Source organism: Leptolyngbya sp. Cla-17 (genome assembly GCF_016807185.1).
Classification (GTDB): Bacteria; Cyanobacteriota; Cyanobacteriia; order Leptolyngbyales; family Leptolyngbyaceae; genus ULC077BIN1.
Genome location: NZ_JAEVYN010000001.1, coordinates 1,280,105 through 1,306,017, shown reverse-complemented (window position 1 = coordinate 1,306,017; position 25,913 = coordinate 1,280,105). Strand labels below are relative to the sequence as shown.

The window sequence follows — 25,913 nt, the reverse complement described above, 5'->3', positions numbered from 1 at the left end:
ACTCTATTAGGTCAGCAATTCTCTGCTAAGATTCTCAGGCTTTGCCTTTCCGAGACACTCTACTCCGCCGAACTCGCTCAAGGTAGTCATGACTCAAGCCAGTGTTGTTCAAACCTTTGGAGACTTCATCCAGCAGGTTCCATCCTCTCAGGAATATCTCACCCTCAACTTCTCCCCCACTGCCGCTGCTCGTAAACAGCGGTGGCGTAACTATGGGCTATCCGCCGATTTTTTAGGAGATTACTTTGCAGCATTCTTCCCAGGTGACACGCTGCCAGACAGCAAAATTAATCAGCGAGATTCTGTAAAAGCTGCTGTAAGCTATGTCGCAAATGAGCTTCTGGAGAATGCCGTAAAGTACAATGATGATTCAACAGGTCTACCTGTCAGCATTTCACTGCATTTGTATGAGCGTCAAATTATTTTTCACGTGATTAACTTTGCCGATTCTGCGAGCGCAGAGAAGTATCAAGCCTTCGTCCAAGTCTTATTGACTTCCGATTTGGATGAGTTTTACATGACCCAGCTAGAGAGAACAGCCACGGGTGAAGGCGGTTCTAGCATGGGAGTTTTAACCATGATGAATGATTACTCTGCTCAATTTGGATGGCAATTTCAAACGCTTGAATCAATGCCGAATGTGGTTAAAGTTGATGTGATGGCTTATTTGAATGTGTAAACAATTGTCAAAAGTAGCAAGTTGTTTTGGACGAAATGGGGAGTTGTAACGGTGCACATCAAGACGGACGATTACACGATTCGGTATGAGCCAGAATCTGCTACCGTTTTTTTCCAGGGTTTGCTACGGCTAGACGGCATGGAAGCCTATCAACCCGTCATGGATATTTTATTAAACGCAATTGAAGCCTCTCCCAACTTCACGATTAACTTGCGTGAACTGGAATTTTTAAACAGCTCCGGAATTAGTATGTTGTCGATGTTTGTAGTAAAAGCACGCGATAAAGGTACTGTGAATTTAGCTTTTCAAGGATCAGAGAAAACTCTTTGGCAAACTAAATCACTTAAAAACTTGCAGCGGCTGATGCCGAGCCTAAAACTTGAATTTCAATAGGATGCGATGGCAGAAGCAAGTCCAGCTAAGAGCCAACAAAGCTTTTCCTTGACAGAGGTTGAGCATCTCCGTCAAGAAATTGCCCGACTTCAGCGCACTAACGGCGACCTGGAAATTGCTGTGCAAACTATTACAGAACACGGTGATACCGTAGAAGCTGAGCTTCGTCAGGCGAATCAGCAGCTTCAAATAGAAATCGCCGAGCGCAGACTGGCGCAATCCACGTTGCAAAGTATTTTAGAAACCGTTGCTAGAGACAAAGCTGACCTAGAACTAATACTCAAGGCAACCGCTGAACATGGTGACATGGTGGAGTATCAGCTTTACACCCAGGCGGTGAAAACCATGCGCCAAAGCGAAGAGCTGTTTCGAGCGATTTCGGAATCCACTCCGATTTTGATGATCCTGACCCAAACGTTGGATGGGGCGATCGTGTATGCCAACTCTATTTCTAGTCGGCGGTTTGGCATTGATCCACAAGCCTTGACGGGGCATCAGTTAAAAGAGTTTTTTGCTGATCCAAACGATGCTGCAATCCTTTGGACGCTATTTGAAGAACAGGGCAGCGTTTGCAATTATGAAATGAAAATTCGGACGATCGCAGAGGGCACAATTTGGGTCTCTGCATCAGTGCATCCGATGACACTAGCCGGACAACAAACATTGCTAACGACGTTATATGACATCAACGAAGCGAAGCGCGACAGAGTTGTCCGCAAACTAGCCGAGAAGGCGCTACGTCGATCTCAAGCCCAACTCCGGCAGCAAGCAAAAGAATTGGAACAGCGGGTGGAACGACGCACCACCGCTCTAGTCGCCGCAGAAGAGAAATATCGCAAGATTTTTGAAGATGCCGCAGAAGGGATCTTTCAAACGACTTTGACTGGGCAATATCTCAACGTCAATCCTGCCCTTGCCAAAATGTATGGTTACGACTCGCCGTCAGACTTAGTCGTCAGCATTATCGACATTGGCGCACAGGTCTATGTGCAGCCCCGCCGCCGAGAAGAAATAATTGCCTTCGTGCGTCAGCTTGAATCGGTGACTGTGTTTGAGTCTGAGGTGTATCGCAAAGATGGCAGCATTATCTGGATTTCTGAAAATATGCACACCGTTCGAGATGATGCTGGTACGCTGCTTCACTACGAGGGCAGTGTGCGCGACATTACCGATCGCAAGTCTACCGAGGAAGAACTGCGCCGACAGCGGTTAAAGTCTGAGCGACTCTTGCTCAACGTGTTGCCTCAAGCGATCGCCGAACGCCTCAAACGAGGACAAAAAATCATTGCTGACAGCTTTACTGAAGCAACCGTATTATTCGCCGATTTAGTGGGCTTTACCGAACTCTCAACCAGCATTTCACCTAATGAACTGGTGGAGTTACTTAACAGCGTTTTTTCCAAGTTCGATCAACTGGCAGATCATCATCAGTTAGAAAAGATTAAAACCATTGGCGATGCTTACATGGTGGTGGCTGGGCTACCCATTCCCAGAGCCGATCATGTAAGGGCGATCGCGGACATTGCGCTCGACATGCAGCATGAAATTACCAAAATTAGGGTTCAAGATGGTCGTCCCCTCAGCCTCCGGATTGGCATTCATACTGGACCTGTTATTGCGGGCGTGATTGGTATTCGGCGGTTTACCTATGACCTTTGGGGCGATACCGTCAATGTTGCTAGCCGCATGGAATCTCAGGGCGAACCGGAGCGGATTCAAGTAACCGACGCCGTTTACAATCGTTTGAAGAATGGATACAACTTTGAGCGACGGGGATCAGTCGCAATTAAAGGTAAGGGCGACATGACGACCTACTGGCTACTGAGCAAGAAGGGCTAATGTCTGAAGGTCACTTCTGTGGGCTTGAGGCATTCGGTCCAGCCGTGACAATCACCAGGCGATCAGGCTGTAAAATCTCCTCAATCAAAGCATTCACTTGAGCAGGTGTAATGGCGTTAATAGTGGCGGTGTAAGTGCGAATTGCGCTGAGCGGCAAGCCATAAACAGCATTTGAGAGAATAGTGGATGCCAGATTATTGGGTGAAGCCAACTCCACAGAATAGGAGCTAGTCAGCGATCGCTTGGCGTTAGCGACTTCTTCGGCGGTCACTCCCTCTTTACGGATTTGTTGAAGCAGACTAATAGTGCTGGCGATCGCCCGATCTGCATCTTCGGGCGCAGTTTGCATAGAAATCAAGAACGGTCCAGGGGTTTGCCCTGCCTGAAAACCGCTGTAGATGCCATAGGTCAAGCCCTGGCGATCGCGAATTTCAGTACCCAGCCGACTGGAAAGCGTATCACCGCCCAAAATCTGGTTGAACACCAACGCGCTGTAGTAGCGGGGATCTCTGCGATCGATCGCGTTATAGCCCATGTAGGTGATCGACTGGGTTTTCCCTGGCAGCGTAGGCATGAGCCGCACCGTTTTGTCGGGCAGAGGCACCACTGGAAAAGTAACTTGAGAAAGGTTGCCAGCCTCTGCCCAACTGCCAAATTCGCGCGTCAGCAAGGCACGCACCGCTACGAGATCAAAGTCGCCCACAATGGTTAACACAGTGGCCTCAGGGCGGTAATACTGCTGATGAAAACGAACTATATCCTCTCGCGTAATCGCCTGCAAACTGGCTGCGGTCGGAAAAGTGTGAAATGGATGATTCGCAGGATAAATTGCTTGTTGAAAAGCACGTCGTGCCAATCGGGACGGGGTATCTAATTCTAGTTTGAGTCCGCTGAGGGCGCGTTGACGACTGAGTTCCAGTTCATTTTTGGGGAAACTGGCATTTCTCAGTACATCTGCCGTAATTTGTACCAGAGTGGGCAAATCAGTGGATAAAGCCTCTCCGCTAATGGAAACTCCTTCTCGGCTGGCACCAAAGTCTAAACTGGCACCGCGATTTTCTAGGGTTTTGGCGATCGCCAAGGCATCTTTTGTTTGGGTGCCGTTCATCAAGTTGTTGGCGGTCAAGGTCGCCAAGCCAGCAGTGGCAGCCTGATCTCGAACGGTGCCAGCGGCAACATGCCCGCTTAAAGAAACAGTTGGGGTGCTACGATCTCGTACCAGCAGAACTTGTACCCCATTTTTGAGGATCAGCTTTTCGGGGAGCGCTTGCGTTGGCTGCTGAGTGGTGGTTCTGGTGGGCGGCAGGTATTTCGCCAATTCGGCAGGGTCTACAGGCGCACCGGGGCTAAATTTCTCAGAGGTTTGAGAGGAATTATCAGGGCTAGCGCCTGGTTTACCATCGGCAGTAGTGGGTTCAAAAAATCCTACAGTGCGGTTTGCAGTCGCTAGATAGGTTTTAGCAACTCGCTGCACGTCAGCAGGGGTAACCGTGGCGATCGCGGCTAGCAGCTTATCTGTAAAGCGGTAGTCGCCCGTGGAAATTTGATTATCACCTAACAAATTTGCTTGGCTGGCAATATCCCGATTTCGCAATATCAACGAGGCTTTCAACTGTGCCTTCGCCCGCGTCAATTCCTCTTGAGTCACCCCTTGATCCCGCAAATCAGCAAGTACCTGCTGCAATGCCCGATCGATCTCCTGTAAATCCTTGCCCGGAGCCGCCGTAGCTGACAATTCATACCAGCCGCCGGAAATTAAATTAGCCGCTCCACCGCCCGCATCGCTTGCCAATCCGGTTTCTACCAAGGCCTGGTGAATCCGGGAACTGCGCCCTCCAGTGAGAATGTAATCCATCACTTGAATAGCAGCTACATCAGGATGCAGCGTGTTCGGCAAGGGATAGACAGCATTTAGCAGCGGCGCACTTCCTGGTTCTTTCAAGATAATCGGTGCTGATGCTGGAGACTGTAATGCCGCTTTATCAGGTTTTGCAGACAGGGGATCTTTGGGCAGAGGCGCGATCGCTTTAGAGATCTTGCCAAAACTCTCTTGCACTTGTTTCAGCAAGGCATCGGTTTGGAAGTCGCCCACCACAACTAACGTGGCATTATCAGGACGATAGAAATTGTTGTAGTAGTAGCGCACCTGATCAACGGTGAATTTCTCCACATCGGCTTTCGTGCCACCAACGGGTAAGCCATAGGGACTAGTGGGAAACGCTGATCGCATCACAGCCCGACCCAGGCGATAGCTCGGACTGTTTTCATTGCCTTGCAGTTCCGAAATTACCACGCGCTTTTCGCTAGCAAGCTCTTTTTCACTGATGATAGAATTCTTCATGCGATCGGCTTCTAAAACCAGCAGCGCCTCCAATTTGTCTTGTTCAACGGTGCCATAGTAAGCCGTCATGTCGTAGCTGGTAAAAGCATTCGAGTCGCTGCCTAAGGCGCTAAAAAAACGACCAAATTGAATTGGACGCGACTGAGTGCCCTTAAACAGCAGGTGTTCTAGCTGGTGAGCAATACCATTCACCCCAGGGGCTTCGTTGCGTGATCCCACTCGATACCAAACCTGCACAGAAACAACTGGTGAGGTGTGAACTTCCTTTGTCAGCACCGTTAAGCCATTGTCTAAAACAGTTTTGCGAACTCCAGCAGTCAGCGATAAATCGGTTGCCGCTTTTGAAGGGGGCTGGGTTAAACCAGTCTGAGAGCTAGCAGGTGATTGGGCGATTTGAGGCTGGGTTGGAGCAACCGTTGTAACGATTTGGGAGGAAGCAGACGATCCAGCGAAGAGGGCGATCGCCAAACATCCGATAAACAAAAAGCTGAGGAAGCGGTGACGGCGCATAGGAGTTGATAGCGTTCCAATAGAAGGGCGGGGTGGTTAGGATGATAGGGCAAACTAGGGACGCACGGCTCAATTAAAAACTCTATTTAATGTGCGACTTTCTTGAAATACTTACCAACTGCATCACGATTCTATGCCGCTGGAGCGTGCTCCAATAAACAATAAGGGCGGCTGTAGCTGAGCGGCATTTCTAGAGCATATTCTTCTAAAAGGTCTGCATTGCTCATGATTTGTTCCGTTTGACCATCGTAAACAATTTGCCCGTGATTTAGCACGATTGTGCGATCGCACAGTTCCAAGGCTAAATCTAGATCATGGGTGGCGATCAGTTGGGTCAACGGCAAACTATCGAGCAGGTGAATCAATTGCCGCCGGGAGCGAGGGTCTAGCTGAGCAGAGGGTTCATCAAGGATCAAAATTTGAGGTTGCATTGCCAGCACGCCCGCGATTGCCACCCGTTTCTTTTCCCCCCCGGATAGGTTGTTCGCACTGCGCCCACTGTACTTGTCAGGGTCTAGCCCTACGGATTGCATGGCAGCAACAGCACGATCCGCCAGACAACCACCTCGCAAGCCCTGATTCATCGGTCCAAAGGTGATGTCTTCCCAGACGGTCGGCATGAAGAGTTGATCATCTGGATTTTGAAAAACCAAACCGACAAAATTGCGGATTTTGGTGAGGGTGTGAGGCGCGATCGCCAGTTCCCCCACCACCACTGTCCCCTGTTGCGGAATAATCAATCCGTTGAAATGCTGAAGCAAGGTAGACTTACCGGAACCGTTGGCTCCCACCAAAGCAACGCGCTCCGTTGCATGAATCGATAAATCAATCTGGTACAGCGCTTCCGTGCCATCGGGGTAAGCATAGCTCAGGTTTTCAATCGTAATCGGATTGTGATGCATGGTTTAGGGATATCGAGATCGCTAGCGACCTTGGATATAGAACAGTTGCCCCGCGATCGCAAAAGCTGCCACTAGGGTAATTGCGACTCCATCTCGCCAATTGCCTTTCGGTATTTCTGTCAGAGGAACCAGCCCAGTATAGCCCCGTGCCAACATCGCCTGATGCACTCGTTCTCCACGATCATAGGTGCGAATAAACAATGACCCAAACATATTGCCGATGACTTGGCGCTGGGCTTTGCGGCTGTTCATTAAATTTCGCGACAGTGCCGCCCGTCGCATGGATTGAAACTCATCGGCTAGCACCGCGATGTAGCGATACATTGATGCCATGATTGCCACCAACAGCGGTGGCACTCGCAGGGTCACGATCGCATGTAGCAGCGCTGGAATGGGCGTAGTCAAAATCAAAATATTGATCATCGTTAAGGAAAGTAACATTTTGAGCGCCACACTGCCAAGCGTAGTCAGCCCAACCGTGGTGATTTGGAGCCAGCCCCACTGCCACATCACCTCGCCGCCGCGCTGAAACAGCGTTCCCAGCAGCACGACCACAATAAAGCTAAACTCTACTCCCACCCGCTTTGCCAATGAACTAAACGTCACCCGGCTGAGAATCGCCAATCTGACAATGCCAAGACCGTATAGTGCCCAGGTTTTCCAATGCCCATTTGGGGTCAGCGCGATCGCAAACATCATCAGCACGGTGCAAAGCACTCGTGTAGACGGAATCAAATCGTGCCAAGGCGATCGCCGTTCGCTATCAACATCTAACCGAAATGCACCAATATGCAGCAGCATAGGTTGTTCTCTTGCTGCCTACTCTTGGGAGATGTTGTCATCTTCCGGTGGAACGCCTGAGTTCCGCACAACAACTTTGCCAATTCCCCAGGCTAAACCAAACGCAGCCAATGTGCCAATGATCCCTGCGAAGGGAGTTGCTACTGCTTCAGGCATGCCCCGAACCGCATATTCTTCAAATACTTGATAAAACGGTAGCTGTTTTGCTGGGGGTTCTTCCGCTGCTTTCTCGTCAAACTTGTAATCCTGAGCGACCCGATCCAACCCATCTGGATTTTGACTGGCAAACGGTGATAGGAAGGTGGCGATCGCTAAGGCGATTCCCAGACCAATCAACGCAAAGGTCACATTTCTATTTCGAGATGAATTAGACACTCTATCAATCCTCTTTCAATTTAGTTTGGATTTTTGACCAGCCAGCTCAGCAAACCTGAGTCATCGAATTGACACTTCAACTCAAAACTTAAAACTAGATTTTCACCTTCAAAAGCGGGATGCTGTTTGACGAGGAGCGATCACAGTTCGGGGCGCTTTATAAATCAAATCGGGGCGAGTTCGGTAAATAAATCCAAGAGCAACGACCGTGATCACTGCTTCACCGATCCCAATCAGCATGTGCCAAAACGTCATAGCGGGCAGCGCTACACTCAACGGCACCGTTTCAGACAACGCCAGTGCGAAGGCACAGACCACCGATGCAATGACCACACTTGCCCAACCAGCAACAGCAGCACCCGTTCCAATCCCCCGCCAGCTGTTCCAGCCTAGCGTCTTACGAATGGCTGCATATAAACAGTAACCACCGAAGGTGCCAATCAATCCCATCAGAAAGATATTGAACCCCAATACCGTGATGCCGCCATCTTGGAATAAAAAGGACTGCACGATAAACACCACTGCCATGACCAAAGAGCCAGCCCAAGGACCGAGCAACGTTCCAGCCAGTGTGCCGCCTAGCAAATGTCCAGAGGTGCCACCGGGAATTGGAAAGTTAATCATCTGTGCCGCAAAAATAAATGCCGCACAAACCCCCATTAACGGCACAGTGCGCTCTTGATATTCAGATTGAGCGCGCTTCAAGCAAACCGCAATTAGGGCGATCGCCACCACCCAACCCATCAGTGTGATTGGCAGACTCAAAAAACCATCAGGAACATGCAGCGCTAGAGGCAACATCCTACTTCCCAACTGCAAAGAATTAATACCTACAGATAAAATTTCAGTCATAATCTAACCCTTTATTACCCAAAATCAATGAATTAGATTTACGTGGTGTAGGAGTTAAATACCTGACTTCTTCAAATAATTCAATCCTCCATCGGGGCATCTTTGCCATATTTGGGTTGAATTTGAGGACATTCCTTAAAAAAAACACCATTACAATCAAAATGCGTGCGGTACAGAAGCCAAATCAAACATCAAACTGTTCTATTTAAGGTGCTGCAATAAAGAGATAGGAAAGAATTATTCAACAACTGCAACATGCCTCCCAGAGTGTAGAAAGCCGCTATATCCATCAGAATTCACTTCTTGCTTCGAGTAAAAATTGCATCCAGTAAAAATGGGGAGAACTGTTTACTATGCCGAAATTACATGCAAACCATGTTCATCTAACAGATCGTCTCCAGAATAGTATCAAAAGCTACAATTTTTGCGGTGTTTAAAGTAAAGGCAATGTGTGGTATAAGCGCACCTGATGTTTCCTAGGGTAGGTTCTGTAGAACTTATACCGTTATCAACGGTTTGCTTTCAAGCTGTAATTTGTTATCTCAAGCATTAAGGCTTTTCAGGATGATTATAGCGGTTTTCTGTCGGATGAGGTACGGGCAGAATAATAGAGAGCAAGGGTTTGAGCCTTTAGTTTGTACCTCACAGGAGCCGGAAACGCTATAAGTATGCAGAGGTAACTAGAGAGAAGCCAGTCCTGACACCCCCCTCATCTATTGTTGAGGTTTCTGTGGCAGACAGATCTCAGTTTCCTCTTTTCATGCAGACGACTGCGGCACTTTTCGGTTTTTTACTGTTGATTTTTTGCTTTTCTTGGATTTCCACACCCACACTCAACTCACAAACTCCTTCTGCCCAAACTTTGGTAGTTCCCCAAAACACCAATTGAAGAGTTTAAAGAGAGCTTCAAATTCCACTTTGACAAAAGCCCCAAATCTTCTTGATTTAGGGCTTTTGATTTGAAAAGTTACTAATTTCCTTTACCTCAAATTCCAGGGTTATTTCATTCTAAATAGCTTCTTCAACAACTTCAGCCCATAACCTGCTTTCCGCCTTGCCTGTGCCATATTAGTTTCTCCGGCATCCCGATAGAGGTTGAGGGCTAGATTCCGGGCAGTGGCAAATAGGACAGGTAGTGCGCTGACTCGGATTCTAGAACCATCTTCGCCTTGAGTCACATCTCGCACATGATGGACTTTATTCTCAACGTGCCAGTAATCCCGTATCCGTCGCCCAAACTGTTCGACTGTTTCGTCTAACGAACTGATGTAATAACGGATTTCAGGCTTTTTAATCAAGATATATTGCCCCTTGAGGATGTGCCGATAGCTCTTGACTCGAATAATGCTTCGTAATCCTGACCATTCTTCTGCTCCGGGCAACCCATCCCAGGTCTTCCACAAGCTGACGCTTCGGCGTTCGACTCGACCATGCCCCGTTTCAACGCAATTAATATGGGATTCGGACTGAAATTGTGCCGTAATTGCAGCGTAAAAATTGCCGTGGTTTCCTTTCAATGCGCCGAGATAGTCGTTTTCAGAGTCGATGATTTGCGCAGATATTTTTTTTGAGTGTTCAAAGCGTCGAAAGCAAACACCACTCCGCGTTTTGCCAGTTGCTCTAAGATCGGCGGAATCGCTTTAATTTCATTACTTTTGCAATCCACGGGCTGGGGAGGTAGGATCAGTCCTCGTTCCACGACGTATGCCGTGACTAATTGAATCGCAGGATGAGATTCTGTCGTACTCGCGTTCGTCTCAATCTGGTAAGAACCCCGTAAGACCTTACCATCAAGAGCGATCGTTTCTCCCGCTTTCGGTTCTATTGTGAAGAACTCTGAGATACAAGCTCCGTAGGATTGATAGTCCAGCGTTAATAGCACCCGACGGATCGTACTATAGGATGGTAGTCCATGTTTCGGTGACCCAAACAGGAGAATCAGGGATTCACGGTATTCCTCTAACCAATCTCCCATCGCGATAAATCCGCCACAGCCTGCACTGATCGCTAAGGTAAACAAGGCTAAACAGACGGCATACTGATGACGGCTGCCCGCGCCTCGGCGGGGGTCGGGTAGGTGAGAAAATACTTCTACGATTGCAAGCGTACTCATCACGATCAAAGGGGGGAGAATGGACTTCCATACTCTGGACCCTATGCTCACCTACTGTCTAGAATGAAATAACCCTGCCTCAAATTCGCTACGTTGTGATTACTTTTTAGTTCTCCCCATTACCACCGATTTGAAAAAGTAGCTCTGCTAGGTAGGAGCAAGCTTTCGATCTGGGAAACCAAAATATCGAGATCAACTGGTTTCAGCAAGTAGGTTTCAAAACTTGCGTCTAAAACTTGAGCAAATTTATCGGTAATCCATGCGGTAATAGCAATCGCGGGAATGCGGTTTCCAGAACTTTTTTCCATCTCACTCAATTTGGTCGGTAGGGTATCAATATTTTCACCGCAAAATCTCATTTCGCAAATCAAAATTTCGGGAAGAAACCAATCAACCAATTCTAGGGCTTCTGCTATTGATACTGCTGTTACAGCATTAGCGCCATACTCCTCAAGCAAAGTGGCGTAGAGACGTAAACTATCGCGATCGTTATCTATAATCAACAGTTGTATATCTTTGAGTAGCCTATTTTTGTGGCTCGAACAATTAAGGAAATCCACATGAAATCCTCTGGTAGAACTTGTAAATTGCAACGAGAAAGCAAGAAATCTGCATATCTCAAAGAAATTCATTAATCGAGTGGATCAACAAATCATGAGTTAAAACTATGAGAATCGATAGGATGAGACACTTCAACTTGTTTCACAATTTTGACAGGCTCATGTCTAAGTTCATGATTGATTTGATTGATTAAAACACTTAATTTAATAAAGATATTTTGTATTCTTTTTATTCAACGGTTTAGCTATGTTTTAGCTCAACTCAATCCTTCAAAAGGTACAGAGAATATTGAGCTGCTTTGACTAGAGTACAGACTATCGATGTTAAAGCAGAGGAAATTATTTTTCATCACCACTTTATAGGATAATTTATGACCAAAACCTTGTTAGATGCTCCTAAGTTTTGCACAGCCCAAGTAGTATGGTTCATCGGTGGAGAAGGGGTTGTTCTCAGCTCTCAACCGAAAGCTGGAGCATGGATATATCTAATCGAAATGGCATTAGGTCCAGAACCAACCTTTGGTAGAAAGGGATATGAAACGATGGTGGTGTTGAATGAAGTGGATTTATATGAGCCAGGACAGCAAATGTGGGTTAATTAAAAAGTAGTGTTCCAGCTTTTGTAAGTCGGTTGAATTGATAAATCTTCTGCTTTAAACAACCTTAAATTTTAGGAAGATGATGACTCAGCCAGTCGGCGTTTTCGCGCAGGATATGCAAAATACTGGCACGAATAACCATCTCCATTCATAGCCGCTCCTGTAAAGGGGAAGAGGGGTCAACTTTGGGTTTGCCAAAGGGTTCTTGTATCCCCGCAGCAACGTAGCGGTTGGGGACATTGCTAAGAATGTGAGCAACCAGCTTTTGGTGCAGTTCAGGCATCGCAAAAGCGGTTTGATATGGATGTTCAGGATATTCCTCTAATACATACCCAATTTCTTGCAGGACCACTGGCAATGTTAAATTGATCAATCCGTGCGACATGTTTACCTTTATTAGACTATTGATGTAAAACCTTAGATGACTAAAGAAATTTGCTTTTGCAGCGATCGGTGTTTGATTTATAAAACGGGCATGTCTTCATGGCAATGATTACAGCGCCAGTAAAGCCCGCCCAAGCGCATGTGTCGAAGCAAAACAGTGGAGCAGCATAGGCAAGTCTGCCGGGTGTTCATGGAGTGCGCGATCGCTGTTGTAGAGATAATATCTTGACTGCGATTTTGTTTGAGGTGCCTTGACAACATTGGAGTACTGGATGAAGCGAGCATTCTAACTAAAACCTAAATTAATCTGCTGGGGCACGAACCTTTTCTAAAGGTTTTCAGAGCTAGCTTTGAAGGGTATTTTGAAAGTTTTTACCACTTGAAAGAATCAAATTAGGATATGAATTGCTTTCCTCAAAGTGAAATGTATAATTTCATCACTCAATTGAGCTGTTTCGCTTCTCTTACTACCCCCTCAAACTAGCACTTTGCCGCTTCTTAAACATCTTCCAGGGGAGACGTTCTAGAAACAATAACGGACAGATGTTTGAACAGGGTTATTTCATTCTAAATAGCTTCTTCAACAACTTCAGCCCATAACCTGCTTTCCGCCTTGCCTGTGCCATATTAGTTTCTCCGGCATCCCGATAGAGGTTGAGGGCTAGATTCCGGGCAGTGGCAAATAGGACAGGTAGTGCGCTGACTCGGATTCTAGAACCATCTTCGCCTTGAGTCACATCTCGCACATGATGGACTTTATTCTCAACGTGCCAGTAATCCCGTATCCGTCGCCCAAACTGTTCGACTGTTTCGTCTAACGAACTGATGTAATAACGGATTTCAGGCTTTTTAATCAAGATATATTGCCCCTTGAGGATGTGCCGATAGCTCTTGACTCGAATAATGCTTCGTAATCCTGACCATTCTTCTGCTCCGGGCAACCCATCCCAGGTCTTCCACAAGCTGACGCTTCGGCGTTCGACTCGACCATGCCCCGTTTCAACGCAATTAATATGGGATTCGGACTGAAATTGTGCCGTAATTGCAGCGTAAAAATTGCCGTGGTTTCCTTTCAATGCGCCGAGATAGTCGTTTTCAGAGTCGATGATTTGCGCAGATATTTTTTTTGAGTGTTCAAAGCGTCGAAAGCAAACACCACTCCGCGTTTTGCCAGTTGCTCTAAGATCGGCGGAATCGCTTTAATTTCATTACTTTTGCAATCCACGGGCTGGGGAGGTAGGATCAGTCCTCGTTCCACGACGTATGCCGTGACTAATTGAATCGCAGGATGAGATTCTGTCGTACTCGCGTTCGTCTCAATCTGGTAAGAACCCCGTAAGACCTTACCATCAAGAGCGATCGTTTCTCCCGCTTTCGGTTCTATTGTGAAGAACTCTGAGATACAAGCTCCGTAGGATTGATAGTCCAGCGTTAATAGCACCCGACGGATCGTACTATAGGATGGTAGTCCATGTTTCGGTGACCCAAACAGGAGAATCAGGGATTCACGGTATTCCTCTAACCAATCTCCCATCGCGATAAATCCGCCACAGCCTGCACTGATCGCTAAGGTAAACAAGGCTAAACAGACGGCATACTGATGACGGCTGCCCGCGCCTCGGCGGGGGTCGGGTAGGTGAGAAAATACTTCTACGATTGCAAGCGTACTCATCACGATCAAAGGGGGGAGAATGGACTTCCATACTCTGGACCCTATGCTCACCTACTGTCTAGAATGAAATAACCCTGGATGTTTGAATTCGGGTTTGATATGTTTGAGTTCTGTAAGTTAAGCGAAAAAGTTGGATTCCATAACAGAAATTTGGCTCACCATTGAAGACTGTTTGAAAACGCCCGGACTATTCAAATGGTGAGCCTAATTCAAATTAGGGCGACTTCGATCAAGCTTCTAAAGTTTGCGGCAACATCTCGTACTTTTGCGATTTTTAATGTCAGCGATCGCCCCTCGCAAGCTGAATAAACAAGAAAAACCCAACACTGTCTATGAATGTTGGGTTTCAAGTATTCAATTCAACCGATAAAAGTCGCGATCGCGGATGCCAACTATGGATTCGTGTAGAAATCGTTGCTGACTGTCAGGCGGAGGTCAGCCGATGGGTCAATCACGATCAGGTTTGGGGGAGTTTGCGTTTGGTTGGTGGGCTGTCCGCCAGTGACACCTACCAAGATGGTACCCAGATTAACTCTTTGACCCAGGATAGTTGCCAAGATAGCGTTTGTTGCGGCAGAAGTGGCAACATCTCTCAGCGTGCCGGGAGGAGTGTTTTGGTTTACGGGTTGTCCGCTGACCACCTGCGATCGCGCACTAAAAGGATACGACTGATTGCCAATCATCACTCGTTGAGCGATGAACTGCGTGCCCAAAATTTGCCCATTGCTGCTAACCGGGATCAGTTGCCCCATAATGTCGCTGTCTTTGGGAATAACAACTTGTCCCTGAGCATTTTTAAGGTCATCGACCACTCGTAGAGCCAGGTTATTGATAGTCTCACCGGGAGTCACCACAATTTTTTGCGAGCCGAGATAGCGAATGTTAACCGACGTACCTTGCGGTACTAGATAACGTGGATTCAATGCGTTGGGGTTGTTCGGATTTGGGTTGCTGCCCGTGTTTGGCAGAGGTGTCGTGCCGTTGAGTCGGGCAATGTAGTTGTTTGCCCCTTCACTGGTCGCGATCGGTGCAAGTTTGCCTTGATTCACCAACGTTTGATAGATATAGGCAGCAACATCTGCACGAGTCGCCGTTTCATTGGGGTTGAGAAAACTGACATTCGGGTAGTTGACCACTACATTTCGCTCTGCTGCTGCTGCAACACCCGCTTTTCCATAGGCAGGAATTTCGCCACCGTCTCTAAACGTAGCCAAAGTCGTATCGGCGGCGCGAGTGGGCGTGAAATTCAAACCGCTGGAAAGGGCGACCAATACCTGTACCTTGGGAATTTGCTGCTCTGGTTTGAAAGCGCCATCGGGATAGCCGCTCATGAAACCCGTTTCATATGCTTTGCCGATCGCCGTTGCGGCCCAATACGAACTGGGAACGTCGCCAAAGCCACGCGAGACGCGCACTGAACTGTTACTGAACGCATTTTTGACGATCGACGCAAACTGAGCGCGAGTCACTGGAGCATCGGGCTTGAACGTACCATCGGGAAAGCCTGCAATAATTTGTCTTTCAGCCAGCGTTTCAATGAAGGGTCGCGCCCAGTGAGAGCGCGTATCTGCAAAGTTGACGGCAAAAGCTGGAGCCGAAACCACGAGCGGTGCAATAGCAGTTGAGGTCACACCCAATGCCAGCAATACTGCATTTGTTGAAGACCAAAGATGAATGTTAGACATAAAAACCCCGTAAATTGAGCAGTACCAATGAATTACACGTTATTGAGCAACAGCAAGTAATCCTTGCTCTTTTGAGCGCTGTCTACAGGCTCAAGTAAAAATTGGTGATGCAATCGTGGCTTGCGTGCAACCTAATGACTCGGTTCCGATGGCAAAGCGACTGATCCATTGGTAATGCTGACCGCAGAACTGTAGCTTTGTTCCCAGGAATTCGATTTCTATAGATTGCCCCGTTCTAAAGTTCCCTAGAGACAGCAAAGCGCGACAACTGGGCTAGTGCTTTTTTGGGAAAGAACAGCGAAAGGGTGCGATCGCTCCTCTGCTTGATTATCAAAAGCGCGATCGCCCAAACGCCAGTGATGAAACCGCGATCGCGCTTTTGCGTTTCAACCGATGTGGAGCGATCGCTTACTTTCAAGCAAAGTGTATTGCTAATACACATCATCATGATCGCCAAGATTCAGTAGTAAAATTGCGTCTTCTTCGCTTTCTTCTGGGTTAGCCACAAATTCAAAGAGGATGCGATAGCTATAGTCGATTGAGCAAGCCCAGATGCCAGCAAACTCACCTGAAAGTTTATGAGTTTTCAACGTGGCATGGAAGGGATCTACGGCAAGTTGTTCCAGCGTGTCCTCAATCATGGGGCGCAGTTGAGGATTTTGACGCACCATACGCTTAAAGGCACGTAAGGATTTTGGACTCCAGGCAATTTGTCTCAAGCATCTAGCTCCGCTAGAAAGTCTTTCACCGAGCCGTATTTAATACTACCCTTTGCAACGTCCTGGCGAATTTCTTGAATTTCTTCCAAAAGTTGTTGACTCTGTTGCCGCCGTAGCCGCTTTGCCAAAATCTCCAGCAACAATTGGCGCTCTTCTAGCGATAACGCTTCTGCAACATCGATCGCCTGCTGAAGTCGAGAGGTGCGTAAGGCATCTGTCATAGCTTTAGACAAATTGAGTGAAGGCAGTCACTTTAATCATAATGTCTGCTGTTAACGATCGCAGTTTCTACGCGTAGATGATTCACTAGCCTGCATTATTCATGAGTAGTGACAAAAACAGATCGACTCAGGCAGGCAAAGAGTGCAACCAAGAACTGGGGAGTGAAGAGTGAACAAAACGCCGTAAATACGATTGCAAACAGCAAAAACAGCCCTAAAAACCACTGACAGACACACTAATCCTATCTGAGTCTAAAATCTAGCCCAAAATCAGCGCCTGTGAGGAGACTAATCGTTGAGTAATCTGACGGAGTTCATAAGCAAATGGACAATAAGCGGCCAACTCTACTAACACCCGTCGGGCTGAAACTCTGACTCTAGCAGCCCCTTTGATCAGCATGGCTTGCAACCGTGGGACTTGGGCGGTGGCAAATTGAGTGCCTGCGGCAGCATGGCGAATCGTCAGCAGCAGGATGTAAGCGGCTTGAGCGAGCAGCAGACGAAACTGGTTGGCGATGAAGGTGTGGCAACTGAGGCGGTCGGCTTGAATGCCGAGCTTCAACTCTTTGATCCGATGTTCACTGTCGGCTCCCCGCTGCACATAGAAGTCGTCGTACACCTGATGTGCGGGTTCTTCCAAGTTAGTGAGCACAAAGCGCGGGTTCGCTCCTTTGGGCAACCATTCAGCCTTCATCACCAACCGTCGAGGTTCATCCCAACTGGCAGCGGCATAGTAGACATCATCAAACAACCGCGCCTTCTCGCCAGTCTTGAGATATTGCAACCGCGCCCGTTCTAGGAGGTCAGCAATTTTGCGCTCAGTCACCGCATTGCGAGCAAAGCCAACCGCATAGCCGACCTTGGAGCGTTCACACACCCGCAAGATTTCGACCAAAGCAAAGCCTGCATCGGCTCTCAAGATGATACGAACATCTGGAAACGCCCGCTTTAAGCGCCAGAACAGCCAGCGCAAAATGCCGGCCACCCCTTTGCCGGAGTGACTATTGCCTGCCCTCAACTGCAATACTACCGGGTAGCCGCTCTTCGCTTCGTTGATTAAGACCGGAAAGTACATGTGCTGCCCATAGTAGCCGTGAAAACAACTCAACTGCTGATGCCCGTGCGTCGGGTCATCCCACCCATCGATGTCCAACACGATTTCTTCGGGCGCCTGCCGATATTGCTTGATAAAGCCATCCACCATCCGACTTCGCATCCGCGAAACTTCTCCCTTGCTGATATGGTTCTCTAGGCGAGTCATGGTGGGTTGACTCGCTAGGTGCGCTTGATGGGCTAGCGGCAATCGGTCACAGGCAAGTTTATAAATAGGGTCATGGCGCAGTTGGTTGCTATCGTTGGCATCTTCGTACCCGCCGACAAGTTGATATACTCGTTGACTCACTAACTGCTGTAGGCTATGCGTAATTTTGTTGGGGTCGCGCCACTCCTCGATGCAGTCGGCAATTCCTTGGCAAACCTGCCTCTGTTGTTCGGCTTGTCGAGCCAGCAAAATCCCCGCATCCGAACTTAGTTCCAGGTCGGAAAAACGAACCACTAGAGACCGATGGGAATAAAAATCGGTAGTGCACTAAAGGATTGTGGGGTAGGTAACGACATCCTGCCAGGTCCAAGGCTGCTCAGCCAGTTTTGCTCGTTGAGCCGCAGTTGTTTTGAATCGACTATGCCGCCAAATCCAATTGAAATAGCTGACTACTAAGCGTGTTGTCACTTTCGTTTGCTCCCACCGTTTGCCGAACTTGTTTTGCCTGCGGTGCCATCGAGCAGTTTGTTGTCGGACGATGCCGTTGGTTCGCTCTAAGCGCTGCGTTTTGTCTTTGCCAACATAGTGCAGAATTTCAGGCGGAAGGACTCGTTCATAGCCTCCCCAGTCATCACTGTTCCACTGTTTGCAAGCCGTTTTTCCCTGTGTACTAATTACCAATTCCTCAATAAGTTCGTCTGTATGCTTGCCCACTCGTGCCGCTAAAATCAGTCCACTGGAGTCCGCTAAACTCAGACCTATCCAGCAGTCTCCCACTTCTAATTCATTGGAAAGACATTGCTTCTGTTTTTTTGCACGAAAGACCACATCTCATCCGCACTCCCCTCTGCGGTTGCCACTTGCTTGACCTGGTCGTTATGAATTAGCTGAGCCTTGGCACTCGATGCCCGAACAATACTGACCACGGTGTTGTATGCCAAGCCTGTAATTCGGCTAATCCCTCGTAAGCTGCTGCCCTCACTATGAGCTTGTAGCACCTGCTGAACTTGTTCCGGACTCACTCGTCGCCAGTAGTACAGCGTGTCAAAGCTCTCACAGAAGGTTTGCTGGCAGTGAGGGCAGAAATAGCGTTGGTGTCCATTGGGCAGCTTGCCATGCTTATGACACTTAGGATGACCACAAAGTCGGCATTCCATAGCTTCTTGAGGGGAAAGAATTGATCCTACTTTACCAAGCCCACAATCCTTTAACGCACAATCTAAAAATCGTAGGGCAGGTCTGAATTACACTCTGTCATGGCAGAATAAGAGCACTAAAAATTCTAGAGAGCTTGATTCTATTCGGTTTCAAGCTCTTTTTCTTATCCTTCTTTTACCTCTTCGTGAATAATCCAGGCTAGAAACGCGATCGCCCGATGACTGAGAATAAAAAAGATCGCGCCCACCCGAATGCGTCACTGACATCAATGCATCTTCGCGGTCGTATCAACGCCATCGCTGACCAATCGACCGTCTTCCATGTACACAATGCGATCAGCAACATCTAGAATTCGATTATCGTGAGTGACGATTAAGATGGTGCAATTTTGTTCTTTTGCTAAAGTTTGCATCATTTCTACGACATCTCGACCTGATTTCTTATCGAGTGCAGCAGTAGGTTCATCAGCAAGCACAATCTTGGGACGACTAACCAATGCACGGGCAATCGCAACTCGTTGTTTTTGTCCACCTGATAGATTTTCTGGGTAGTAGTTTAAGCGATCACCCAAACCAACTTGCTCCAAAATCTCAGTCGCTTTTTTATCTAAATCTTGGGTTGGAATTTCGTTATGTAACTCTAGCGACATTCGCACATTTTGCTTTGCCGTGAGAAAGGTCATCAGATTGTGCGCCTGAAAAATATAGCCAATGTTGCGGCGAATCTTCAGCAGTTTTTGCTTACTCGCTCCTACAATTTCTTGATCCAAAATCTTGAGACTACCTTCCTGTGCTGATCGCAGTCCGCCCATTAACGTGAGCAGCGTCGTTTTACCGGAACCAGAGGGTCCCGTCATGATCACAATTTCGCCCGGTGCGATCTCTAAATTCACAGTAAATAAAACCTGTTTACGCAGATTAGTTTCACCAAAGTAATGATTCAGGTTGCTAACCGAGATAACAGGTTGAGATCCAGTCAGAGAGGCATTAGGCGCGGAAACTGAAGAAAGTGCTTGCATGATGAATCACAAAGAGCTAAGGACGGCTAATTCAAAAAAACTAAAAAATATCGGCAGGATCGGCTGACTGAAGCTTTCGCATGGCGATCACTCCAGAGCCCACGCACATGACGACGGTGAGAATAAATACGTTGGTGGCACGTTCAACGGTCATAGCGATCGGCAGCATAGTGGCACTCTGAGCGAGAACATACAGCCCTGTGGAAAGAACTGCCCCAGGAAAAAAGCCCAAAACTGCCAGCAGTAGCGCTTCCTGAATTAGCACGCTAACAAAGTAGAAGTCGCCGTAGCCCATTGCCTTTAACGTTGCGTATTCTGGCAGATGATCGGACACGTCAGAATAGAGAATTTGGTACACAATCACCACACCGACGATGAAGCCCACAATGGTTCCGAGTCCGAAAATGAAGCCGATCGGGGTTGCATTTGCCCAATAGTCTTTTTCGCGTGTGGCAAACTCTGGGAGTGTCATGACCAAAACATCATTGGGCAGACTGGCTTTGAGGACTGCCTGCACTTGTTTGATATCCGCTGTCGGTTTTAGTTTGATCAAGCCCACATCAATATCTTCGGGCTGTCGATCGGGGAAAATTCGTAAAAATGTAGAGTCGCTAGTAATCACATTGCCATCGGCTGAAAAGGATGCTCCTAGGGTAAACACGCCCGTTACGCGAACAAGATTGTCATTTATCTCAGTTTGCAGAGGCGAAGTTGTTTTAAGCAGGGTGGCAATATCGCCAAATTCGGGTCGTCCAGCTTGGTCAAACAACACTTGATTGAGCTGTTGAAGGTCACTTAAATGTTGATTGACCTCTGGCAGCTTGAACGCTTTGGAAGCTGGATCGGTGCCAAATACTAGGATCGGCCGGGATGTGCGTGTGGTCGGGTTGCGCCATTGCGCGATCGCAATATACAGCCAACTGATGGAGTCCACATCTTCTACCGCTGCCGCTTGCAGCAATCGCTCTCGTGAAAAAGCTTTGGTAGAAAACAACGTTTCAAACTGAGGATTGACAAGGAATAAGTCTGATTGCAGGGTTTGATAGGGCACCGCGGCAGAATCAAACAAGGCATCTTTGAAGCCTAACTGCACAAACATGAGGATGTCGGCAAAAGCAATTCCGGCGATCGCCACTAGAAGCCGCGTTTTTTCACGAGTGACCTGAAACCAGGCAAGCGGCGTTTTGCGAAAGAGTTTAGGCAGCATAAGTGTGGTGAAGTGATGAAAAATTCAATGCATTGATTACGTTGTGTGGCAGAGCGCTGACACATTGCCACTCATGATTAGCGAGATATTGCGCGTGATTTTTTCGATTTCCCAATTCCACCACTGAAGCGCTAGCAGTTGGGCAATCTCCGCGTCAGTAAAGCGTTGCTTAATAGGCTGGGCCGGATTGCCACCCGCGATCGCGTAAGCAGGAATATCTTTGACAACCACCGATCGCGCTGCAATCACAGCACCATCCCCAATGGTCACTCCCGGCATAATTAGGGAATCGTAGCCCAGCCAAACATCGTTGCCGATGATCGTATCGCCGCGACCTGGCAGACTCATAAGCGTTTCCAGCTCACCTTCCCAGCCTTGCCCAAAAATAGGAAACGGATAAGTAGAGATGCCGTCTAGCTTATGGTTGGCACCGCCCATGATGAACTGAACGCGGGTCGCGATCGCGCAAAACTTACCAATAATCAGGCGATCGTCCCCATAGTTATAAAGTACGTTGCGTTCAAATCCTTCTGGATCAACCGGATCGTCATAGTAGGAATAATCTCCAACGATGATGTTGGGCGACTTAATAAACGGTTTGATGAAGCAAACTCGACGCTGATCCGCCATTGGATAAGGACGATTAGGATCAGGTCCAAAGTGAATTGCCATGGCTTTCTTTTAACCTTCAGTAGAAAGAGTTTGACTCAACCCTTGTTCAAGTTTGCGTTGACGCATCAGCAGAAATAACGGAAAACCCAAAGATTTGACATTTTGAGCCGTGAGCCTTCCCAACAAAGAAATATCCAAAAAACAATGGATGAAATCAGTAAATCCATTGCGAAAAAAGCAGAAATATAGCTCGCAAATAATTGCTCAAAAAACAACTTTAAATTCAAACCATGCTCAATAAGAAATGGAATAAATTGGGAATAAGGTAAGGCAAAACCTAAGACACAAAGCAACATATAGATGTTTTGCAGCATGAGATAATCTCCACGGGTAATTTGGCAACTGCCTTTGCACTGATGGGAACAGTCATAAGATCTTTGCTAAAGAAACGATGTCAGATTGCGATCGCGGTTTGAACTTGCAAATTTGTCAATCCGGCGACGCGCTTGCTGCTGGCTGGATCGAGCCGAATCTTGACTTCTACCACGCGGCGATCGAGGTTTTCGCCCGGTTCAGCGCTAAACACATTTTGGCGGCTCACCTGTAGCCCAATTTCGGAGACTGTGCCTTTGACTGCGCCAGAAAACCCTTGTCCTGTAATCGTTGCAGATTGTCCTAAACGAATTTTGTCGATATCAGTTTGATAAATCTCTGCGACTGCCACCATGTCGTCGGTTTGGGCAAGATCGGCAATGCCATCACTGCTCAATTTTTCACCGGGTCTCGTATGAATTTTGAGGATTTGCCCCGCGATGGGTGCGCGGATATAAGCTTGCTGGAGTTCTGCCTCAGCTTTCTTTGCTGCCGCGATCGCCATCGCCACCTCGGTTTGTGCCGTTTGCACATCCACTGGTCGCACTTCCGCAATTTTATCCAGCGTTGCCCTAGCTTCTTGAATTTGCGCCCTTAGTGAATCTGCCTTCAGGTTTTGGTTAGACTGCGCCTCTCTCAATTGCGCTTGAGCCGTCTCAAGCACCAACCTTTTTTGATCAAAATTAGAGGATGAAATCGCTCCATCTGTTGCAAGAGATTGGTAGCGATCGTATTCTACCTGGGCATTTTTCAGTTCTGACTGGCGGCGCGAAATCGTTGCCTGCTGGGTAGCCAGTTCCCCTTGGATTTCTGCCTGAAGCCGCAAAATTTGCTGCTTTTGTGCGGCAATCTCACCAGTTTTGGCTCCAGCTTGCACCTGCGCTAACTGAGCCTGAGCATTGCGGATTTTTTCCTGTGCTTCTTGCAGCGCCGACTGCAAGCGATCGCGGGAATCGAGTACTGCAATCACCTGCCCGGTTTGTATACGTTCACCCTGCTTCACCAATAGTTCTACAACGCGATCGCCATCTAACGCTTGAGGCGCAGACAGTTTAAGCACTTCTGTGCGGGGCTCCAATCGTCCTAGTGCTGTCACTTTAGTCGGCTTGGGAATCGTTGGAGCAGGCTGGGCTGAAGGAGCCGTTCGACCCAATTGAGACACCCCATAGGAAACAGTAGTACCCGCAAGCGCCGTTGCTGCGAGCGCCAGACCCACAATCCAGCGGTTGGATGGCTTTGAAAACAGTTGCAAGCTCATTGTGAACCTCATACATCCGAGAGAACTGGATTGATCGTTTATACCGAACATTCGATATAACAAATGTTTAGTCATTTGTTCTTTACATCGCAGCGCCGGCTATTTATATCGAACGATTGTTATATTTATGATTTTGATTGTACACCAGATTTAGCTCCTAAGCGAGTCGTCCGATCGGGTGACTCTATCTTTAGAGTCACAGCATTTCAGTTTCCAAAAAAGATGGCTCGTGCTTTTCCAAGTAAGCCGTTAACATTTTGAGCAACAGTTGCAACTGGGTAGAAAAGTTGGCAGCATTACAACCATAGATTTGGCTAACACAAATACCATCAACAACCGTGAAAACAAACTCAGCAACCTGCGGATCTTTAATTCCTAAAATCTCAGAAATTTTGGGTTGAATACGTTCACAAACTCGTTCTAGAACGTTGGGTTGATTGCTGTCCCGACGAATTTGTTGATAGTAATCTGTGAAGATCAGGAGTTGCTTAAGGAAATAGTCCTGTTTGCGCTCTACAAATTCAAAGCCTCGTTTTAAGCGATCGCTTCCCGTCTTAGCCTTGGCCACCTCACTTGAAACTTGCAGCATATCTTGTTGGATCATCTCCTCAACCAACTGCTCGAAAATAGCTTCCTTACTGGGAAAGTAATGGTACAAAGTTCCGGTAGAAACGCCTAACCCTGAAGCAATCTGCCGCATCGTAATTGTGGAGTACCCTTTTTCAGCGAATAAATCGAAGCATTGGTCTAAAAGCTCTCTGCGGTACTGATCGTGGTCAACAATTTTTGGCATAGTCACTTCATTATATAACAAGCGTTCGATATTGTTTATTCAGGCCTGAGAAACAGTCATCAGCAAACAGAATTGAGTCTTAGGAATTTCTTAAACTTTGCAGGCATACCGTATTATTTGCAGAGTGTTTCAATTGATTTACGGTTCGTTACAACGCTGTTATGTCTTCAACTATTGCCCTGATCGCTCACGACTCCAAAAAAGACGATATCGTCAGCTTCGCCACAACCTACGCTCCTGTGTTGGCGCGTCATCGTCTGATTGCCACTGGCACGACAGGGCAGCGTATTCAAGATGCCACAGGGTTGTCGCTTGATCGCAAGCTGTCAGGACCTCTGGGTGGTGACACCCAAATTGCCGCAGAAATCTGCGCTGGAGATGTAATGGCAGTTATTTTTTTGGTCGATCCGCTCTATGCTCAGCCCCACGAGCCTGACATTCAAGCATTGCTGCGAGTTTGTAATGTTCACAATGTGCCCCTCGCAACCAATCTCAGCACGGCTGAGGCAATTATCAGCCGTTTGGCAAAAACGTTGGTTGCCCATCTGATCTACAATCCCGTTTCAGGACAGGGAACGGGTGAACAAGATTTAGATTTGATTCGGCAACTGCTGCGCCCCCACATGAGTTTGCATGTTCACATTACGACGTCGGAAGTGAATCCAAAAGAGTTGGTTGATGAGGCGATCGCTGCCAATGCAGATATAGTGATCGCATCTGGGGGCGATGGCACCGTTTCAGCTGTTGCCGGGGCATTAATTGGCACAGGCATTTCTTTGGGTGTGATTCCCCGTGGTACCGCCAACGCGTTTGCTTCTGCCTTGGGCCTTCCTCGTGTCTTACCCATTCGTGCGGCTTGTCAGGTGATCCTAGCAGGGCATACCCGCACCATTGATGCCGCCCGCTGTAATGGGTCACCAATGATATTGCTGGCAGGCGTAGGCTATGAAGCAGAAACCGTAGATTTAGCCAGTCGCGAATTAAAAAATCAGTGGGGAGCCATGGCCTATTTAATGGCAGGCTGGCAGATGTTAGGTGTTCAAGAACCCTTTGATGCAGAAATTGAAGCGGAGGGAGAAACCCATCACATCCAAGCCTCTGCAATTACTGTTGCAAACGCGGCTCCTCCGACCTCTGTCTTGGCACAAGGAGCCGGACAGGTGATTTATGATGATGGATTGCTAGACATCACCATCGCCACCAGCGAGACAAAGATGCAAGCGGTAACCACCATGTTGAAAATGTTGGGGTCTGCACTGGTGGGCGCAGATGCTCAACAGCAAAATGTTCTGCATGGGCGCGCTAAAAAAATTACAATCACTACTACTCCGCCGCAAAAAGTGGTTGTGGATGGGGAAGTAATTGGCATGACACCGATTGATTTGGAGTGCATTCCCAATGGATTAAGCGTGTTGGCACCCAGCCCTGGCTGATTTTTGGGTTAGTAGTAAGAAAGCGATCGCCTTCCCTTTATTCTGTCCCTTTACCCTGCGAACTCCATTTCTTGTTCGATAGCACATGATTGAGCAGCGTTTTTGAAGATTTAAGTGGGGGTGGTTTCTGGAGCCGCCATTCCAGACTACTAGTTG

General features: G+C 47.8%; 23 protein-coding genes and 3 pseudogenes. 5 read left to right on the top strand and 21 right to left on the bottom strand.

Annotation, left to right across the window (positions count from 1 at the left end):
- The first annotated feature begins 88 nt into the window (after window positions 1-88).
- From JOY44_RS05760 to JOY44_RS05750, 3 genes are read left to right on the top strand one after another with little or no spacing between them, the layout of a single operon-like run.
- Window positions 89-679, top strand: coding sequence for a slr1658 superfamily regulator (locus tag JOY44_RS05760; RefSeq protein ID WP_171572721.1), 591 nt, complete (start codon window positions 89-91; stop codon window positions 677-679).
- Window positions 680-730: 51 nt separating this feature from the next.
- A complete protein-coding gene (locus JOY44_RS05755) occupies window positions 731-1,072 on the top strand; it encodes a slr1659 superfamily regulator (RefSeq protein WP_171573723.1) in 342 nt (113 codons plus the stop codon).
- Window positions 1,073-1,078: 6 nt separating this feature from the next.
- A complete protein-coding gene (locus tag JOY44_RS05750; RefSeq protein ID WP_197984991.1) occupies window positions 1,079-2,911 on the top strand; it encodes an adenylate/guanylate cyclase domain-containing protein in 1,833 nt (610 codons plus the stop codon).
- Window positions 2,912-2,921: 10 nt separating this feature from the next.
- On the opposite strand, the gene JOY44_RS05745 is transcribed toward JOY44_RS05750, so the two are convergent.
- From JOY44_RS05745 to JOY44_RS05710, 7 genes and pseudogenes are all read right to left on the bottom strand, one after another.
- Window positions 2,922-5,762: a M16 family metallopeptidase gene (locus JOY44_RS05745; RefSeq protein WP_171572720.1), complete on the bottom strand. Its 2,841-nt coding sequence runs from the start codon at window positions 5,760-5,762 to the stop codon at window positions 2,922-2,924.
- A 131-nt stretch (window positions 5,763-5,893) separates the two neighbouring features.
- Complete coding sequence (locus JOY44_RS05740) at window positions 5,894-6,664, bottom strand: energy-coupling factor ABC transporter ATP-binding protein (protein ID WP_171572719.1); 771 nt, start codon at window positions 6,662-6,664, stop codon at window positions 5,894-5,896.
- 21 nt (window positions 6,665-6,685) lie between these two features.
- Window positions 6,686-7,465, bottom strand: a complete 780-nt coding sequence (cbiQ, locus tag JOY44_RS05735; RefSeq protein ID WP_171572718.1) for a cobalt ECF transporter T component CbiQ — start codon at window positions 7,463-7,465, stop codon at window positions 6,686-6,688.
- A gap of 18 nt (window positions 7,466-7,483) precedes the next feature.
- Entirely contained in the window at window positions 7,484-7,840 is a 357-nt protein-coding gene (locus tag JOY44_RS05730; protein ID WP_171572717.1) for a PDGLE domain-containing protein, read from the bottom strand.
- Between the two features lie 108 nt (window positions 7,841-7,948).
- Window positions 7,949-8,692, bottom strand: a complete 744-nt coding sequence (locus tag JOY44_RS05725; RefSeq protein WP_197984990.1) for an energy-coupling factor ABC transporter permease — start codon at window positions 8,690-8,692, stop codon at window positions 7,949-7,951.
- Between the two features lie 998 nt (window positions 8,693-9,690).
- Window positions 9,691-10,805, bottom strand: a pseudogene (locus JOY44_RS31295) (ISAs1 family transposase).
- A gap of 119 nt (window positions 10,806-10,924) precedes the next feature.
- A complete protein-coding gene (locus JOY44_RS05710) occupies window positions 10,925-11,437 on the bottom strand; it encodes a response regulator (protein WP_203031941.1) in 513 nt (170 codons plus the stop codon).
- Window positions 11,438-11,736: 299 nt separating this feature from the next.
- Here JOY44_RS05710 and JOY44_RS05705 point away from each other — a divergent pair, with 299 nt between their 5' ends.
- On the top strand, window positions 11,737-11,967 hold the full coding sequence (locus JOY44_RS05705) for a hypothetical protein (protein WP_171572715.1): 231 nt from the start codon (window positions 11,737-11,739) through the stop codon (window positions 11,965-11,967).
- 145 nt (window positions 11,968-12,112) lie between these two features.
- Here JOY44_RS05705 and JOY44_RS05700 read toward each other — a convergent pair whose 3' ends face one another.
- From JOY44_RS05700 to JOY44_RS05630, 14 genes and pseudogenes are all read right to left on the bottom strand, one after another.
- A complete protein-coding gene (locus JOY44_RS05700) occupies window positions 12,113-12,349 on the bottom strand; it encodes a hypothetical protein (protein ID WP_171572714.1) in 237 nt (78 codons plus the stop codon).
- 556 nt (window positions 12,350-12,905) lie between these two features.
- Window positions 12,906-14,020, bottom strand: a pseudogene (locus tag JOY44_RS31290) (ISAs1 family transposase).
- A 392-nt stretch (window positions 14,021-14,412) separates the two neighbouring features.
- A complete protein-coding gene (locus JOY44_RS05685; protein WP_171572713.1) occupies window positions 14,413-15,705 on the bottom strand; it encodes an S-layer homology domain-containing protein in 1,293 nt (430 codons plus the stop codon).
- Between the two features lie 235 nt (window positions 15,706-15,940).
- Window positions 15,941-16,153 (bottom strand): hypothetical protein, encoded by a 213-nt coding sequence (locus JOY44_RS05680; protein WP_171572712.1) that lies wholly within the window; start codon window positions 16,151-16,153, stop codon window positions 15,941-15,943.
- Complete coding sequence (locus tag JOY44_RS05675) at window positions 16,137-16,424, bottom strand: type II toxin-antitoxin system YafQ family toxin (protein ID WP_171572711.1); 288 nt, start codon at window positions 16,422-16,424, stop codon at window positions 16,137-16,139. Before JOY44_RS05675 ends, JOY44_RS05680 begins: the two co-directional genes overlap by 17 nt.
- Window positions 16,421-16,645 (bottom strand): hypothetical protein, encoded by a 225-nt coding sequence (locus tag JOY44_RS05670; RefSeq protein WP_171572710.1) that lies wholly within the window; start codon window positions 16,643-16,645, stop codon window positions 16,421-16,423. The genes JOY44_RS05675 and JOY44_RS05670 overlap by 4 nt, the downstream gene beginning before the upstream one ends.
- Before the next feature lie 259 nt (window positions 16,646-16,904).
- Window positions 16,905-18,224, bottom strand: a pseudogene (locus tag JOY44_RS05665) (IS1380 family transposase); the annotation flags it as partial.
- A 9-nt stretch (window positions 18,225-18,233) separates the two neighbouring features.
- A protein-coding gene (locus tag JOY44_RS05660) for an IS1 family transposase (protein ID WP_171572708.1) occupies window positions 18,234-19,063 on the bottom strand; the annotation gives its coding sequence in 2 pieces (ribosomal slippage) (window positions 18,234-18,719 and window positions 18,722-19,063; 828 coding nt in all).
- Window positions 19,064-19,329: 266 nt separating this feature from the next.
- Window positions 19,330-20,082 (bottom strand): DevA family ABC transporter ATP-binding protein, encoded by a 753-nt coding sequence (locus JOY44_RS05655; protein WP_171572707.1) that lies wholly within the window; start codon window positions 20,080-20,082, stop codon window positions 19,330-19,332.
- Window positions 20,083-20,122: 40 nt separating this feature from the next.
- Window positions 20,123-21,289 carry an ABC transporter permease DevC gene (gene devC, locus JOY44_RS05650; protein ID WP_171572706.1) on the bottom strand — a complete coding sequence of 389 codons (1,167 nt, stop codon included), beginning with the start codon at window positions 21,287-21,289 and terminating at the stop codon, window positions 20,123-20,125.
- A 36-nt stretch (window positions 21,290-21,325) separates the two neighbouring features.
- The gene (locus tag JOY44_RS05645; RefSeq protein ID WP_171572705.1) at window positions 21,326-21,961 is read right to left on the bottom strand and encodes a CatB-related O-acetyltransferase; all 636 of its coding nucleotides are present in this window, start codon (window positions 21,959-21,961) and stop codon (window positions 21,326-21,328) included.
- A gap of 65 nt (window positions 21,962-22,026) precedes the next feature.
- Window positions 22,027-22,257, bottom strand: coding sequence for a DUF2834 domain-containing protein (locus JOY44_RS32775; protein ID WP_415881106.1), 231 nt, complete (start codon window positions 22,255-22,257; stop codon window positions 22,027-22,029).
- Between the two features lie 98 nt (window positions 22,258-22,355).
- Window positions 22,356-23,531 (bottom strand): ABC exporter membrane fusion protein, encoded by a 1,176-nt coding sequence (locus JOY44_RS05635; protein WP_171572703.1) that lies wholly within the window; start codon window positions 23,529-23,531, stop codon window positions 22,356-22,358.
- A 196-nt stretch (window positions 23,532-23,727) separates the two neighbouring features.
- The gene (locus JOY44_RS05630) at window positions 23,728-24,324 is read right to left on the bottom strand and encodes a TetR/AcrR family transcriptional regulator (protein ID WP_171572702.1); all 597 of its coding nucleotides are present in this window, start codon (window positions 24,322-24,324) and stop codon (window positions 23,728-23,730) included.
- A 161-nt stretch (window positions 24,325-24,485) separates the two neighbouring features.
- Here JOY44_RS05630 and mgsA point away from each other — a divergent pair, with 161 nt between their 5' ends.
- Window positions 24,486-25,757 carry a methylglyoxal synthase gene (gene mgsA, locus JOY44_RS05625; protein WP_171572701.1) on the top strand — a complete coding sequence of 424 codons (1,272 nt, stop codon included), beginning with the start codon at window positions 24,486-24,488 and terminating at the stop codon, window positions 25,755-25,757.
- Window positions 25,758-25,913 lie beyond the last annotated feature (156 nt).